At 43.5% G+C, this 16,110-nt stretch carries 12 protein-coding genes and 1 tRNA gene; 9 read left to right on the forward strand and 4 right to left on the reverse strand.

Annotated elements, in window-relative coordinates; genetic code table 11:
- Window positions 1-272: 272 nt before the first annotated feature.
- Entirely contained in the window at window positions 273-806 is a 534-nt protein-coding gene (locus G5A70_RS06565; protein ID WP_015526878.1) for a hypothetical protein, read from the reverse strand.
- Window positions 806-2,023: a MarR family transcriptional regulator gene (locus tag G5A70_RS15585; RefSeq protein ID WP_055154206.1), complete on the reverse strand. Its 1,218-nt coding sequence runs from the start codon at window positions 2,021-2,023 to the stop codon at window positions 806-808. The genes G5A70_RS06565 and G5A70_RS15585 overlap by 1 nt, the downstream gene beginning before the upstream one ends.
- 271 nt (window positions 2,024-2,294) lie before the next feature.
- Between G5A70_RS15585 and G5A70_RS06575 the strand changes: the two genes are divergently transcribed.
- From G5A70_RS06575 to G5A70_RS06600, 6 genes are all read left to right on the forward strand, one after another.
- Window positions 2,295-2,367, forward strand: a tRNA-Asn gene (locus tag G5A70_RS06575).
- Between the two features lie 177 nt (window positions 2,368-2,544).
- Window positions 2,545-2,928 (forward strand): hypothetical protein, encoded by a 384-nt coding sequence (locus tag G5A70_RS06580; RefSeq protein WP_226853537.1) that lies wholly within the window; start codon window positions 2,545-2,547, stop codon window positions 2,926-2,928.
- 130 nt (window positions 2,929-3,058) lie between these two features.
- Window positions 3,059-4,237, forward strand: coding sequence for a class I SAM-dependent methyltransferase (locus tag G5A70_RS06585; protein WP_173748871.1), 1,179 nt, complete (start codon window positions 3,059-3,061; stop codon window positions 4,235-4,237).
- Between the two features lie 12 nt (window positions 4,238-4,249).
- Window positions 4,250-6,709 (forward strand): hypothetical protein, encoded by a 2,460-nt coding sequence (locus tag G5A70_RS06590; protein ID WP_173748872.1) that lies wholly within the window; start codon window positions 4,250-4,252, stop codon window positions 6,707-6,709.
- A gap of 20 nt (window positions 6,710-6,729) precedes the next feature.
- On the forward strand, window positions 6,730-7,845 hold the full coding sequence (locus G5A70_RS06595; protein ID WP_173748873.1) for an aminopeptidase: 1,116 nt from the start codon (window positions 6,730-6,732) through the stop codon (window positions 7,843-7,845).
- Complete coding sequence (locus G5A70_RS06600) at window positions 7,842-9,155, forward strand: winged helix-turn-helix domain-containing protein (RefSeq protein WP_173748874.1); 1,314 nt, start codon at window positions 7,842-7,844, stop codon at window positions 9,153-9,155. The genes G5A70_RS06595 and G5A70_RS06600 overlap by 4 nt, the downstream gene beginning before the upstream one ends.
- A 73-nt stretch (window positions 9,156-9,228) precedes the next feature.
- Here G5A70_RS06600 and G5A70_RS06605 read toward each other — a convergent pair whose 3' ends face one another.
- Complete coding sequence (locus tag G5A70_RS06605; RefSeq protein ID WP_173748875.1) at window positions 9,229-10,449, reverse strand: YfcC family protein; 1,221 nt, start codon at window positions 10,447-10,449, stop codon at window positions 9,229-9,231.
- Between the two features lie 16 nt (window positions 10,450-10,465).
- Window positions 10,466-11,656: an amidohydrolase gene (locus tag G5A70_RS06610; protein WP_173748876.1), complete on the reverse strand. Its 1,191-nt coding sequence runs from the start codon at window positions 11,654-11,656 to the stop codon at window positions 10,466-10,468.
- Window positions 11,657-12,076: 420 nt separating this feature from the next.
- Here G5A70_RS06610 and asnS point away from each other — a divergent pair, with 420 nt between their 5' ends.
- The 3 genes from asnS to G5A70_RS06625 are packed head-to-tail and all read left to right on the forward strand — an operon-like array spanning window position 12,077 to window position 16,062.
- Entirely contained in the window at window positions 12,077-13,468 is a 1,392-nt protein-coding gene (asnS, locus tag G5A70_RS06615; protein ID WP_173748877.1) for an asparagine--tRNA ligase, read from the forward strand.
- Between the two features lie 12 nt (window positions 13,469-13,480).
- Window positions 13,481-14,539: a metallophosphoesterase family protein gene (locus tag G5A70_RS06620; RefSeq protein ID WP_173748878.1), complete on the forward strand. Its 1,059-nt coding sequence runs from the start codon at window positions 13,481-13,483 to the stop codon at window positions 14,537-14,539.
- Window positions 14,536-16,062 carry an AAA family ATPase gene (locus G5A70_RS06625; RefSeq protein WP_173748879.1) on the forward strand — a complete coding sequence of 509 codons (1,527 nt, stop codon included), beginning with the start codon at window positions 14,536-14,538 and terminating at the stop codon, window positions 16,060-16,062. Before G5A70_RS06620 ends, G5A70_RS06625 begins: the two co-directional genes overlap by 4 nt.
- The last annotated feature ends 48 nt before the right edge of the window (window positions 16,063-16,110 follow it).

The following is a 16,110-nucleotide window of genomic DNA, read 5'->3' on the forward strand; positions in this document are numbered from 1 at the left end:
AAGAAAATAAATATATAATGCTATTTGGAGTGCATATTCAGTTTCAGGATATGCACTTTTTTAATAAAATAAAAGAGACAAACATTATTCAGATTCAAAGGGTAAGAAATTGTGATAAATCTATACGGTATGCTTTAATGGTTTTGGAATTTAACTTTTTTATGGTTTCACATGTTTTGAGATATTCGGATATAAAATTTGATAATTGATCCATAATAGGCACCCTCCTTTGTTTTTTTCAATTATGAGTGCCTATATGGAAAATGTCGATTTTATTTTGGGAAAAACTTATTTAAAGTTTCCAGTGTCCCCTTTGCAGAAAATCCCCATAGTATGCTGCTAAGAGCGTTAATAGCAGCCTGCCTCCTTCGGTAGTACGTCCGGTAGGAGATACTGGGAACGTGCTTTTCCAACTCTTCCAGGATTTCCTCTGTATTTTTCAGTTCATGGGGAGACAGAAAGGCGTAATATAATATCCAGTAATATTCTTCCCCATGCTTATGATTTTTCCGGAGCAGATCCACAGAAGAGAGAAGCAGCTTTATCATTTTGTTACTGCGGGCAATGCTTTTTGCCCATTCTTCAATCTGGCTGTCTCCCAGATCTGCTCCTGCAGCATAGATGGAATCTAGAAATTCGTCTACACTGGTGTTGTATTCCAGTTGGAATTGAATTTCCACCTGCCGGACAGCAACCATCAGGCTATAAGTAGAATCCCGGTAACAACGGAGCAGCTTATAGGTATCATGGTACAACGGATTATTTTCTACTTCAGCAGAAACAGGGTGGTGATTTTTCTTTGCCATTATACAACCCCTCCTTTCAACAGAACTTCTGGGATTTCAGCGAAGGCAGGTAAGGTATGCTGCAGAGGCGGAGTATGCCCTGGGACGTTGGTGACGGCGTGATTTTCCGGTTTTAGTTTTAATTCAAACTGATAGGCTGCTTTCCCCCAGGGGCAGATAATACGTAGTGAATATAGATATATACTATCCTTGCAGGCTGATAAAGGAGATAATATATACTTTGTTTTGGGGCATCTACAACAAGAAATGCCTTGTATTTCCAGTATTTCAGCGACTTTGCGAACAATGACTTTGATGTGCGATTCTGGAACGCAGGAGCCTTCCTGTGAAACGATGATTTGTTCGTCAGTAATAGATTCTGAAACGCATTCAGAATTGTTTTTGTCAGGCAAGGTATCTTCGGTTATATGTATTGGCAGTTGCATTTTCATGGCAATTTCCTCCTTATCAATCATGACATCACTGATATTAAACATAACGGACAGATAATTACGCAGATATACCATGCTACCATGTTTCCCGGAATAGGAAATCAGTGTGATCATGTCGGTATCTTCAAGTTTTTTAAGCAGACGGGATACAGAAGATTTCGACTGTTTCCAACGTCTGGCAAGTTCCTGATAACTGAACAAGGGATTTCCAGTCTGATTGCGAAAATATACTACTGGACCGGCATCAGAGCCTTGCACAGATGGATCATTATAGACTGCATGAATCCAAAGATCCAAAAGAGCATCCATTTCTGAACATTTTCCCAGTCCGATTAGTTTATGAACATCTGCGATTGGAAAAAAGAAAAACCCGATGTCTTTTTTGCATGGGTAATTATAGGAAAGGGCAGTATTATCTTTTGGCCAGTCTTTGATCTTGTATTGGATAATCTTATTTTTTTCGTGTAGTGAGTAGGTTAGAAGGTTTTGCTCTACCAGGGTATCCAGTATGGATATGACCTGGTGCTGGAATTTTTGGCGGAAGTGAATCTGTAGTTCTTTAAGAGAACAGATCCATTCTCCAGGAACAACTTTGTAAGTAAGGTGTTCGATGTTCCGATAAGAGGAACTGTAATTTGCATAAGAACATAAAATGAGAAAATAAAAAAGACAGGAACCTCCGTTGGTACGGATGCTTCTGTCTTTCATAAGGGTTTGTATAAATTCCCGGTAAATCCGGCAGCGTGGAAAATCCACAATTTGTTTTAATTCTAATTGATAATTCACGATAAACCTCCATATAATATTGTAGTTGTAGTAAAATAATTGTAGACGAAAGATACTAAAATGTTTATAATATGCCCATAGGGGTGCTAAGTGGCATAGATTTGGCACAGTAAAATACCTGATATGGCATGAAAGCAACATGAAAATTAGGGTGGATATAAGGTGGACAGTTTGGAAAACCTTAGAGTTTTAGAGGGTTCCGAGGTTTTTTTCCGGGGTCTGCAACACCTCTATCACCAGTTCAAATCTGGTTGGCGCCTCTTTTTTATATTCCTCCTTAGCTCAGTCGGTAGAGCATGCGGCTGTTAACCGCAGTGTCGTTGGTTCGAGTCCAACAGGGGGAGTTTTTTGTATTTTAAAATCTGCATAGATGTTTGATATAGATGAAGTTTTTGAGAGGCGGTTCCTGATTGGTCGCTTCTTTTTTTGTATGTTAGTTATGGTAGGTTGTCTATTTTTTCACGCAAACATCAGTAAGGGAATATACTAATAAGAACAAAAAACCAAAGGAAAGCAGTCATATGGCATCGATGGAGCATAGAAAGGCATTTTATCGCACAGAGGGAAAACATTACCGACAGGAAGCGGAGGCAGAAAAGGAGAAGTCCCTGATTTATTCCTATTATCCTAAGGAAACGGTTCTGGCCCAGGCGTTTGTAGAAGATGCATGCGACAGACTGGACTATGAGGGCAGCTTTATCTATGATGAATATCCGGATAAGTGGCAGATAGAGAGAACCTGCCGGGAAATCTGCAGGCAGATGGAAGGCGCAGGAGAACTGGAAGCAATGGAAAGCAGGGGAAAGAGGCAGGAGGGATTCTGGGAGACCCTGACGGGGACTTTGCTGTGCCAGGAAATTTACCGAAGAAGGTGCAGAAGAAATCGCTGCAGAAAACTTTGGTGAAAAAGAGAAAAGAAGTTCTCCAAAACTGTTCTTTTTGGGGTTGCGGATTTCCGCTAAAACTTTTACAATAGTAGTGAATTGCAGGAACTTTAAGAGAATAAGGGGAAATAGAAAAATACAGGGGAAAATTATGACAGATTTAAGAGAATTTTTGAATAAATATGTGAATGTAAATCTCAGACGAGTGATTGTCAGTAATGCCAGAAAAAAAGACGGCATTTCCAAGATACAGGTGCGTCCGATACAGATGAAAAACGGAATTTTTTATCAGGTAACAAGGACGTTAGGGCCTAAAGAAATTCACGAAAATTATGAAAAAGAGGCGTTGGTATCTTATTTATGCTGCCAGATGACAGAAAATTTCCGGCAGCTCCAGCTTGAATCCAGGACTGTACAGGGAACGGTTCTGGTAAGTAAAAAGGGAAGTATGAGAATTACAGTGAAAGAACAAAAAGGGAAGAAGGCCCAGGAGTATCCGCCTATGCTTTCACACAACAGGACGAAGAATTATGTACTGAAAGAGGGAATTCCCGTGCCCTGGCTTGTGGACCTTGGGGTTATGAGCCAGGAGGGAAAGGTGAAAAATTCCAGATATGACAAATTTAAACAGTTAAACCGTTTTCTGGAGTTTATTGAGGATATTCTGCCAAAGCTTCCAAAAGACAGAGAAGTGGAAATTCTGGATTTCGGGTGCGGAAAGTCGTATCTTACGTTTGCAATGTATTACTATTTGAAAGAATTGAAACATTATGATATCCGTGTGACAGGACTGGATTTGAAAGCAGACGTTATCGAAAAATGCGAAGCACTTGCCAGAAAGTACGGTTATGAGAAGCTGCATTTTCAGCAGGGAGACATTGCGTCCTATGAAGACATGCAGAAAGTAGATATGGTGGTTACGCTTCATGCCTGTGATACAGCTACGGATTATGCGCTGGCAAAAGCAGTGCAATGGGGTGCAGCCGTGATTCTTTCTGTACCCTGCTGTCAGCATGAATTAAATGGGCAGATCGATAATGAGATGTTGGCGCCCATTTTGGAATATGGAATTTTAAAAGAGCGTTTTGCAGCGATTCTCACAGATGGCCTGCGGGCACAGATGCTGCAGAGTGCAGGATATGATACACAGATTCTGGAGTTTATTGATATAGAACATACACCGAAGAATCTTTTGATTCGTGCGGTAAAAAATGAGAAAGTAAGAAATGAAAGTACGAAAAAACAGCAAAGGAAGGCATGGGAGAAGTGTATAGAAGAAGTTCATGCAGTGCCTACGCTCCAGAAGCTGTTGTTTGAAACCATAGATTAGGAAGGATTTTAGATGAAAAAACGAATAGCGAGAATTCTGGTACTGATACTTGTTTTTTTATTAGGCGTAGCTGGATTCAGTGGACTGATGAATAGTCAGAACACAGACAATAAGACAGACCTGCAGACAGCAGTCATTCCCTGTATGGCCATGAAAATCGGAAATACGGAGGTAAACCGCATGTACGGATATGCCCAGGATATGGACGAGTCTTACATGAGAGATACGCTGACCCCTGTGGGAACAGATAAAACACTGGCCGTAAGCATTACCCCGTATGGGAGAAAAATCGAAAGTCTGGTGTATGAAATCAGGACTGCAGATGGAAGTAAGGTTGTGGAAAACAATAAGATTAAAAACTTTCAGGAAGAAGCAGACGGAAAACTTACTGCGGAGTTTACTTTGCAGAAATCCATTCTGATGAATCAGGAATACTCTCTGAGTTTTACCTTAAATACAGAGGCCGGAAGCTGGACTTATTATACAAGGCTGATTCAGAGAGCAGGGCTTAGTACGGATAAATATATCGACTTTGTCAACAGTTTTTATACCAAGTCCCTGATGCAGGAGGACAACGGAGATTTGCGGACCTATCTGGAAACGGACAGCAGTATCTCCAACAATAGTTTTAATGATTTGGATATTCATGCCAGCCTGGAAATGGTGACCTGGGGGTCTTTGGCTCCGGAACTGAGCAGACCGGGTATTCCCTCCATTAAGGAAATCAATGAAAATACGGGAAGCGTTTCTATTACCTATTATATTACTGCTGAAAATGAAAACGGCGAAGTGGAGCGGTATCAGGTGGATGAGTTTTACCGTATGCGGTATGACCAGACGAGAGTGCGTCTTCTGGATTTCCAACGCTCGGCCAAAGAAGTGCTGACTACGGAACAGAATATTGTATCAGAAGGTCAGCTGAATCTTGGAGTTACCGGAAAAGATATTCAGTATCTGTCTGACAGCGCAGGGAAAATTGTGGCATTTGTGCAGCAGGGAGATTTGTGGTCTTACAATCTGGAAACCAATAAACTCACCAGGGTATTCAGTTTTCGGGATGTAGGAAGCAATGATGAGCGCAATGACTATTCACAGCATGATATTGATTTGGTTCGGGTCAGCAAGAACGGAGATATTGATTTTGTGCTTTATGGGTATATGAATCGTGGAGAGCACGAGGGCTGTGTAGGAGCAGCTGTTTATCACTATTCATCTGAACAGAATGTGATTGAGGAAAAATTTTTCCTGTCTTCCTCAAAATCTTTTGAATTTTTGCAGCAGGAAATTCAGGATTTTTCTTATATCAGCAAAGACGGACATTTTTATGTGCTGTTAGGCGGACAGTTGTATGACATTCAGATGGAAGATAAGAGTTATACTGTGATGCAGAAGGATATTGATAAAGAATGTTTCAAAGTTTCAGAAAATCAGCGGTATGCGGCCTGGATGGAAGGTATGGATAAGAATAATACGACGGTCATTACGCTTCTGGATATGGAGAAAAATATGAAACAGGAGATAAAAGCAGAGGACGGTACGAAAATACGGCTGTTTGGCTTTATTAACAATGATGTCGTTTATGGTGTGGCAAAAGATGGCGACATTAAGCAGAACAGTGCAGGAGAAACGGATTTTGCCATGACGGAAATTCGTATTCAGAATTCAAAAGGAGAGGTTAAGAAAACTTATCAGCAGGACGGATATTATATTATGGACGTTATCTTCCAGGACAACCTTCTGGAACTGGAGAGAGCCCAGAAGCAGGGAGATACCTATCAGAAGGTCAGTAACGGACAGATTTTGAATAATGTGAAGGACAAGCAGGATGAAACCTTTTCTGTGGTAATGCTGTCTACTGTACGTCAGGCCGCTGTTATGGGACTGCAGTTCACAGGCGGCAGCAGCCAGGAACCGTTGATTATGGAAGCAAAATTTACAGAACTTTCCGAAGATGATGTGCTGGATATGAAAAATGAGACGAAGGTCGGGGAAGAATATTATGTGTATGCCATGGGAAAACTATGGGGGATTTACGAAAGTGCTGCAGAGGCAGTAAAAGCGGCGGATGAGCAGGCTGGTGTGGTATTGAACAGCAGTCAGCAGTACCTCTGGGAGAGAAGGAATACAGCGGCAAAAGCCAGCATTGCTCTGGAGGATATTCCGGATGCGGTGAAGAACGCGCCCCTTGATGTCAGTCAGCTAAAGGACGACTTAAAAGGAGAAGGAACGGTTGTGAATCTCACAGGATGTACGCTGGAGCAGGTTTTATATGAAGTTGGCGTACAGCGTCCGGTCATTGTAAAGAGTAAGGACGGACAGGCGCGGGTGATTGTAGGATTTGACAGTTATAATACCACGCTGTATAATCCACAGACCCAGGAGACTGAACTTATGGGACTGCAGGACAGTACCAAGGCTTTTGAAGAAAACGGAAATGTATTTATCTGTTATGTAGAAAATATTGGAGAATAATTGCAGAAAGGAAAAAAACTATGGACGAAAGAATTAAAAAACTGGCAAAGGTGCTGGTACATCATTCCTGCCGTGTGCAGCAGGGGGAAAAGGTATACATCAATTATACCGGGTATGAAACCACAGCTTTGGCAAGACAGATTATCAAGGAGGTTTATGAGGCAGGAGGCCTGCCTTTCCCTCACTTTATTGACCCGCAGGTGGACAGAGAAATGCTGCTGCACTGCACAAAAGAACAGTTAGAACTTATGGCTGAAATTGACGGAAAAGAGATGGCGGAAATGGATTGCTATATCGGTATCCGGGGAGGGGCAAATGTCTCTGAAAAAGCAGATGTTCCGGCAGAGAAGATGAATCTTTTCGAGCAGTATTACAGCACTCCGGTGCACGGGGATATCCGTGTGCCAAAGACAAAATGGGTAGTGCTCAGATACCCAAACGCTTCTATGGCTCAGCTCTCCAATACCAGCCAGGAAGCTTTTGAAGATTTCTATTTTGATGTGTGTACACTGGATTACAATAAGATGGCAAAAGCCATGGAATCTCTTGTAAAATACATGGAAAAAACGGATAAAGTGCGCATTACGGCTCCGGGAACGGATTTGACTTTCTCCATTAAAGATGTGCCTGTTATTCCCTGCAGCGGCGAGTGCAATATCCCGGACGGAGAAGTATTTACAGCCCCGGTGAGAAACTCTATCAATGGTACGCTGTGCTATAATACACCGTCTGCATTCCAGGGATTTACTTATGAGAACATCTGTCTGGAATTTAAAGATGGTAAAATTGTGAAGGCTACGGCAAATGATACAGAGAGAATCAATAAAGTATTTGATATTGACGAAGGGGCAAGATATGTAGGCGAATTTGCTATTGGGGTGAATCCCTATGTGCTGCACCCAATGAAGGATACACTTTTCGATGAGAAAATCCAGGGTTCTATCCACATTACACCGGGAAGATGTTACGATGAGGCGCCCAACGGAAACGATTCTGCCATTCACTGGGATTTGGTGCTGATACAGAGACCGGAATACGGCGGCGGCGAGATTTATTTTGATGATGTGCTGGTGAGAAAAGACGGCAGATTTGTAGTACCGGAACTGGAAGGACTGAATCCGGAGAATTTGAAATGAAAATTGCCTTATTGCTGAAAGAACATTACAGGGAACACGCTGTACAGTGGCAGAATAGTCTTTTGCCAAAAGTGCAGACTGAATTTGTTTCCTACAGCACCTTTGAGGAATTGGAGGCATGTTTCTACGAATTAAAAGACCGGGTGGACGGAATTTATGTCAGTGGAATCATGCCTTACCATGCGCTTGAACTTCTTATATCCGAGGAAGACCAGGTGTGTCTGGCTTATTCTCCTATAGATATGGAAAACACTTACCGGATTTTGCTGCAGAAAATGGTGGAATCCGGAGTGCACAGCCTTTCCAGAATCGGAATGGATTTTCTGAGAGGAAATGCAGATTTGGAAAATCTTATTCGTACAGAGAAATTTTCCCAGGCCGTGCATGAATACGAAAAGAAATGGGAAAAAATGAAAACTGTGGAAGAGATTGACGAAGAAGAACAGGCTATCTGCCAATACTATAGAGAACAGTGCCGTAAGAACCGGTTTGATATGGTGATTACTTACTTTCATTCTGTGGCAGAAAGCTTACAGGAATTTGATGTAGAGTGTTTCTATGTATATCCCAGTGTACAGGCTTTCTTGCAGATTATGGAAGGGTTGCAGAAAAATATTTCTTTAAAGTCTATGAAAAAGAAAATACCGGCCGTGATATACATTGATTTGGATGAGGCAGACAGGAAAAGCCCGGATATCCGAAAGGCTATGGAACAATTCAATAAAAAGCATTTGAATCAGATGATGCTAAAGGAAAACTACGCAGGTCTGGAATATATTACCGATTATGCATTTCTGCGAAAAATCACAGAGGGATTTTCAAAATGCAGAATTGGCGCCTGGCTGCAGGAGCAGATAGGTTTTACGGGGGCCGTAGGATATGGATTCGGAAATAATTTGTCTCAGGCCAGACTAAATGCCATAGACGCGTCTCATTACGGGAGAAACATCAAGGGAAATGGCTGCGCCAGTGTGTTAATTGACGGGGAAGAAAACCTGATTGTTTTGAAAAAGGGCAGTACAGAACAGCCCATTAATGTTTCAGAAGGGTATATCAGTGAAATTGCCAATCGGGTAAAGTTGTCTTCTGAGACGATTCTGAAGGTTATCGGCGTTATGCAAACGTATGGAACAGCAGAAATCACATCACAGGAACTCATGGATGCCCTGCATATTTCTCTTCGGACGGCCAATAAGTTTCTTTCTAATCTGGAAAAAAACGGATATGCCCAAGTGGCGGGCTTGAAAAGAAGCGGAAACAAAGGGCGGCCTGTAAATGTATACCGGATTTTAATGAATTATGAAAATTAAAAATGCCGCATGCAGTGCATAGGGAGAGAATACAGAAATCCTTCCTATGGACGGCATGCGGCTTTTTATTGCCTTACCAAATGCAGGTTGCAATGGCGATTAAAACTCCCTGGGTTACAAGCAGTATGAGGAAAAGGGGAACAATAAATTTCCACCATTTATCCATTTTTACCCCGGCGATACCACACATAATCGGTGTCATGGCAGTTGGCCAGATAATATTGGAGAGACCGTCACCAAACTGGAATGCCAGGACTGCTACCTGTCTGGAAATACCGCATAAGTCGGCCAGAGGGGCCATAATCGGCATACTGGTTACTGCCTGTCCGGAATCGGCAAAGCTGCGGGCCACCTTTTTTGCAATGATATTGGGACCCCATCCCATAATAAGGGAACTGATAATTCCCATAATAAGGAAAACACCGCTCAAGTCTTCAAAGTACCAGCCTTTCATCTTTGTACCCCAGACAATAACGGCAATGCCTGCAGCCAGAACGCCCAGAACCAGTTTCTCCCGGATACCGAAGGGGTGCTTTTCGATTTCTTCCGGATTCATGGTCAGATGGTCAAAACTATCACCATGCACAAGACTTTTGGCAGGGTCTGCCTGGACTTTCAGCGCATATCGTATGGTAAAGGCAGAAGCTACGACAATCATGGTCAGATGACAGACGAGACGGAAAGGAATTCCAGACATCTGCGGAAGTCCGGCAATACTCTGAGCCATACCTACGGTAAAAGGATTCATCACAGCGCCGCTGTATCCTAGACCGGTTCCAAGAGCTACAATGGCCAGACCTACCACAGCGTCATATCCCAGGGCAATGGCAATTCCCACAAAAATCGGAATAAAAGGAAAGGCTTCTTCAAATACGCCAATAGTGGAAGAAGCACAGCCCAGCACCAGAATGAAAATCGGAATAATGACAGCACGGGTTTTTCCTTTTAATACTTTCAAAAGTCCTGCCACCAGTCCGTTGAAAGCGCCGGTGGAGATAATCAATCCAATGGCAGCGTAGGCAATAAAGACGAAGAAAATAACGTCAGCGCCATTTAACATACCATTGTAAATCGCTTTTATAGAGTCAAAGAGTCCAACAGGGGAAGACTCTACGGTATGATACGTTCCCGGCACTACTACTTCGGTGCCTGCTTCATTTACTGCGCGTTCAAATTCTCCGGCCGGGAGAAGCCAGGTAGCGATAGCGCATACAAGAATAATGGCAGAGAGCAGAACAAAAATATGGGGCAGTTCAAATTTTTTCTTTTGCTTTGTTTCAGAATTTTTCTTCATAGCATAACCTCCGTTTCTACTTTTCCGTTTTTTTCTTTAATTCCTGTTTCCAGACTTCCTGTATGTTTTCCCGGAAGTTCTGATCTTCAAATACCTTCAGCACCAGTGCAGAGAGGATTTCGGCGCCGTTTGCCAGAGCTTCGTAAGCGGGAGGCTTTTGGGTAGCTTCCCGGAAAGCAGAAGTGTGCAGGGCCAGATTTTCCTCTGTGATAGAGAGCAGAGGCTGGATGGAAGGACAGTGATAGCTGACATTGCCCATATCGGAGGAACCGGTAGCCGGCTGAACGGGACCGGAGCACAGACCGAATTCTTTAAAATAATCGGTGACCGTATCTTCCAGAAGGGGGATACGAACCATATCGTAGAAATCGGAAAGTCCAAAGTTTAAAGAAACTGTGCAGTCCAGCGCCATAGCTGTGGCATTGGCACATTTTTTTATCATTTCGTCCACTTCCTCCAGACGGGACAGAGAAGCGGTACGGAATTCCATACGGATTTTGGCATAATCGGGGATGATATTAGGGGCCTTACCTCCGTCTAAAATGACGGCATTCACATGAACATCAGGGGTAAAACATTCCCTTCGGGCGTCAATCAGGTCTAAAAACTTTCTGGCAGCAGCCAGAGCGCTCTTTCCGCGCCAGGGTGCGGCTACGGCATGAGAGGTTTCACCGTGAAATTCTGCAACATAGCAGCGCAGGCTGAGAACGTCCATGTTGGGAAGGGAAGTACCGCCTGCCCAACTGTGCATCATAACGGCCAGAGCCATGTTATCAAAGATACCCTGAGAAGCCATGCCGATTTTTGCGCCGTTTTCCTCTTCAGCAGGGGTTCCAATCACATACAGTTTGCCGCGAAACTGGTCTTTCAACTCCATGAGAGACATGCCTGTAAGAACAGAAAGCGCGCCGTGCAGGTTGTGTCCGCAGCCGTGTCCGATTTCCGGCAGAGCGTCATATTCCGTTAAGAGGGCCACAGACGGACCGTCTCCATTGTCCAGACAGGCGCAAAAGGCAGTATCATATCCGGCATAAGGGCAGGTGACGTCAAAACCGGACTGTGCAAGGAGTTCTGCGATTTTGCGGCTGGATTCATATTCTTCATAGGACAGTTCCGGGTGTCTGGCTAAAGATTCGCTTAAGGACCGGGCTTCGGGCAAATGCTGCAAGACAGCAGACCGGATTTGTTGTTTTCGTGTTGTTTCCATAAAAATCCCCTTTCTCTGAATAATAAAATACCGAATTGCGAGTGCGCTTTACTAAAGCATGAAATATTTAAAGCATACTTAAAGCATTGCATGGGTCGATGGTAGCATATGTGCATAGAAAAAACAAGCTATAATATTTACAATTGTTGAAAATAACGGTAAATATAAAAAAGATATGTGGATATTGTATTAAAAGTAGTAAGAAGAGGAAAAATGTCATAAAAATTGTATGAAAAATCAAAAAAGAGAAGAGAAAAATAAGACGGTACAGAGAAGAAAAACAGGATATGGGATACAGGAGGTTTGCTATGGACGAAAATATCCAAGTTTAGCCTTGCACACAGCAAAACAATGGGATATACTGTAAAGAAGTCCATTGAAATATCAGACAGATGACCATATGGGAAGGAGATAGAGCTAATGCAGTTAACAACAGTAAAAGAGATTTACAAAAGTACAGAGCAGTATCTGGACAAGGAAGTGACCGTGGGCGGCTGGGTCAGAAGTGTTCGTGATTCCAAGACCTTTGGCTTCATTGTCCTTCATGACGGAAGTTTTTTTGAAACTCTGCAGGTGGTATACCATGATACCATGAGCAATTTCCAGGAGATTTCCAAATTAAACGTAGGTGCAGCCATTGTGGTAAAAGGAACTTTGGTAGCTACACCTCAGGCTAAACAGCCGTTTGAAATTCAGGCAACAGAAATCAGTGTGGAGGGGGATTCTGCAGCTGATTACCCGCTTCAGAAGAAACGCCATTCCATGGAATATCTGAGAACGATTTCTCATCTGCGTCCCAGAACCAATACATTCCAGGCCGTGTTCCGTGTGCGTTCCCTGATTGCCTTTGCCATTCATCAGTTCTTCCAGGAGAGAGGATTTGTCTATGTACACACTCCTCTGATTACAGGAAGTGACTGCGAAGGGGCCGGAGAAATGTTCCAGGTTACCACCATGGATTTAAATGATATTCCGAAGACCGAAGACGGAAAAGTAGATTTCTCTCAGGATTTCTTCCGCAAACCTACCAACCTCACGGTAAGCGGTCAGTTAAACGGGGAAACTTATGCACAGGCTTTCCGCAACATTTATACTTTCGGACCGACTTTCCGTGCAGAAAACTCCAATACTACACGCCATGCGGCAGAGTTCTGGATGATTGAGCCGGAAATGGCTTTTGCAGATTTAGACGATAACATGGCGCTGGCTGAGGATATGCTGAAATACGTTATCCGCTATGTACTGGAAAACGCACCGGAAGAAATGAACTTCTTCAATTCCTTTATTGACAAGGGACTTCTGGACAGACTGAACCATGTGTTAAACTCTGAATTTGGCCATGTAACTTATACAGAAGCCATTGAAATTCTGGAAAAAGCAAACGATAAGTTTGATTACAAAGTATACTGGGGCTGTGATTTACAGACTGAGCATGAGAGATATCTGACCGAGCAGGTATACAAACGTCCTGTTTTCGTTACCGATTATCCAAAGGAGATTAAGGCTTTCTACATGAAGCTGAACGAAGACGGAAAGACGGTTGCGGCTATGGACTGTCTGGTTCCGGGAATCGGAGAAATTATCGGCGGAAGCCAGAGAGAGGATTCCTACGAAAAACTTTGTGCGAGAATGGATGAACTGGGACTGAACAAGGAGGACTATGACTTTTACTTAGACCTTCGTAAATACGGTTCCACCCGCCATTCCGGATATGGATTGGGATTTGAAAGATGCGTGATGTATCTCACCGGTATGCAGAACATCCGTGACGTCATTCCATTCCCAAGAACTGTAAATAACTGTGAATTATAAAAAAGGAGTATTATGAAATTTTTCCATATAGCAGATGTGCATCTGGGGGCAGAGCCGGACAAAGGGTATGGCTGGAGTGCGGACAGAAGCCGGGAAATCTGGGAAAGTTTTCGATACGCAGTGCAGCAGGCCGGCAGAGAACATGCCGGTCTGTTTCTCGTTGCAGGAGATTTATTCCACAGGCAGCCCCTGGCAGGAGAACTGAAAGAAGTGAATGCCCTTTTTGCGTCCATACCGGACACAAAAGTAGTGCTGATTGCGGGAAATCATGACTATATCAAGGGAAAACCCATGAAAGAGAGAATCCAGTGGGCGCCTAATGTATTCTGGCTGGAAAATGAAGAAATGGAAGTTGTAGAATTTGCCGACCTCGGTGTGCGGGTTTATGGTTTCAGCTATCACAGCCGGGAAATTCGGGAGCCCCGCTATGAGCAGTTAAGGCCGAAAGATAATGTTTGCAAAAACATTCTTCTGGCACATGGCGGAGACGAAAAACATGTTCCCATCAGCCGCGATACCTTTCTGGGAACAAAATTCGATTATGTGGCTTTGGGGCACATTCACAAACCGCAGATATTGGAAAAAGACCGGGCAGTCTACGCAGGTTCTTTGGAACCGTTGGATAAAAATGAAACAGGTCCTCACGGATATATGAAGGGAGAACTGACTTCCCAGGGGACCTCCATTACCTTTGTACCCTGTGCCCGCCGGGAATACAAGCGAATCAAGATACAGGTAAAAGAGCAGACTACCCAGTTTTCTCTGGAAGACACTCTGGAAAAAGCCATACAGGAACGGGGAGTGCAGCACTTGTACTGCGTGACTTTAGAAGGAAACAGGGCTTTCGGAACGGAATTTCTTCCGGACAGGCTGTATCCGTTGGGAAATGTGCGGGAAATTCAGGATAATACCCGTCTGGCTTATTCTGTAGATACATTAAAGGAAAAATACAAGGGCAGCATACTGGAAACTTATATCCGGCTTCTGGAAGAAGAAGATACAGAAGAATGGAAAAAGGCATTGGGTTACGGTGTGGAAGCACTTTTGGAATCCGGGGAGGAAATGCCATGATTTTAAATAAATTGCTGCTGAAAAGTTTTGGGAAATTTCAAAACCGGGAAATTGTTCTGAAGGAAGGTATCAATGTTGTGTATGGAGAGAATGAAAGCGGAAAATCCACCATGCATACCTTTCTTCGTGCCATGTTCTTTGGTTTGCGCAGAATGAGGGGGAAGGCTTCCCGGACAGACACTTACACCCGTTATAAACCATGGGGAGAGAACGCCCGGTATGAGGGGATTCTCTGGTTTACCTGCGGAGAGAAACGATTTCGGCTGGAGAGAGATTTTTCTGTACCCCAGTCCCCGGCAACACTTTTCTGCGAGACGGATGGGGAACTTTTGTCTGTTGCAGATGGGGATTTGGATATGCTGCTGGGCAATATATCAGAGACAGTGTTTCAAAACACGGTGTTTGTTCCCCAGGCAAAAAGCCGGACCGAGGAAGGCTTATATACGGAACTCAGAGACTATCTGGCAGATTTTCAGGGAACCGGAGATATCCGTTTTAACCTGGAAGGCGCAGAGGAAATTTTAAAAGGCAGGAAAAAGTTCTGGGAACAGAAGGAAAAAGAAGAACAGCAAAAGAAAGAACAGGAAGAAACCAGAATCCGCTATAAAATACAACATGAGCAGGCGGAAATGGAAAATCTGGAAGAGAATCTGAAAAGTCTGGAAAAAAACAGCGGTATGTTAAAGGGACAGACGGCAAAATTGGAGAGAGCGGAGCGAGAAGCAGAAAAGCAGAAAAAAAGCAGCAGGAGATTTCAGACAATCTGGCGAATTTGGACGGTTTTTCTGGCTGTAATTGCCATGCTGGGAATTGGAAACAGGATTTCTTTTGCTGTCATGGCTTTTCTGCTCTGTCTTCTTCTGGCAGCAGGAGCAGGACTCTGGTTTTATGAGAAGCGGCAGACCTTTACGGAAGATGCTGGGAGAGAGGATGCTGAAAATTATGCGCGTATTCGGGAACGGCAAAAAGTTCTTCTGGAAAGTCAGCGGGAGAGAGTAACGAGGCTGGAGAATCTGGAAGAAGAATATCGGGAACTGCGGCGGAACAATGAAGCGCTTCTTCGTATTCGGAAAGAAATCCGAAGCATAACCCTGGCCATGCAGAAACTCCAGGAAGCGGCAAAACGGATGCAGGGATTTACCGGAGGAATTCTGACCCGGAAAATGTCAGAAGCAATCAGCGGCATTACCGGGGGAAAATATAGACAGGTTGTATTGGACAAAAATTTTCAGATTTACCTGGATACGGAGGAAACATGTCTGGAACTTCATCAGGTCAGCTATGGGACAGCAGAGCAGGTATATCTGTCTCTTCGCATGGCCTGCCGGGAAATTTTATGCCGGGAGGAGGAACTTCCTCTGGTGCTGGACGAGACTTTCGCCATGTACGATCGTAGACGCCTTTTAGAAACCTTGAAATATATCAGTCAACGAAATTCTCAAGTGATTCTTTTTAGCTGTAATAAAAGGGAAATAGAGATTTTGGAAGAGGCCGGGATAGCGTTTCATTGTATAGAACTTTAATACGTATTACATGGGGCTTCAGAACATAAGGTGAATATTCCCAAACCA

The organism is Blautia hansenii (genome assembly GCF_013304445.1).
Taxonomy (GTDB): Bacteria; Bacillota; Clostridia; order Lachnospirales; family Lachnospiraceae; genus Blautia.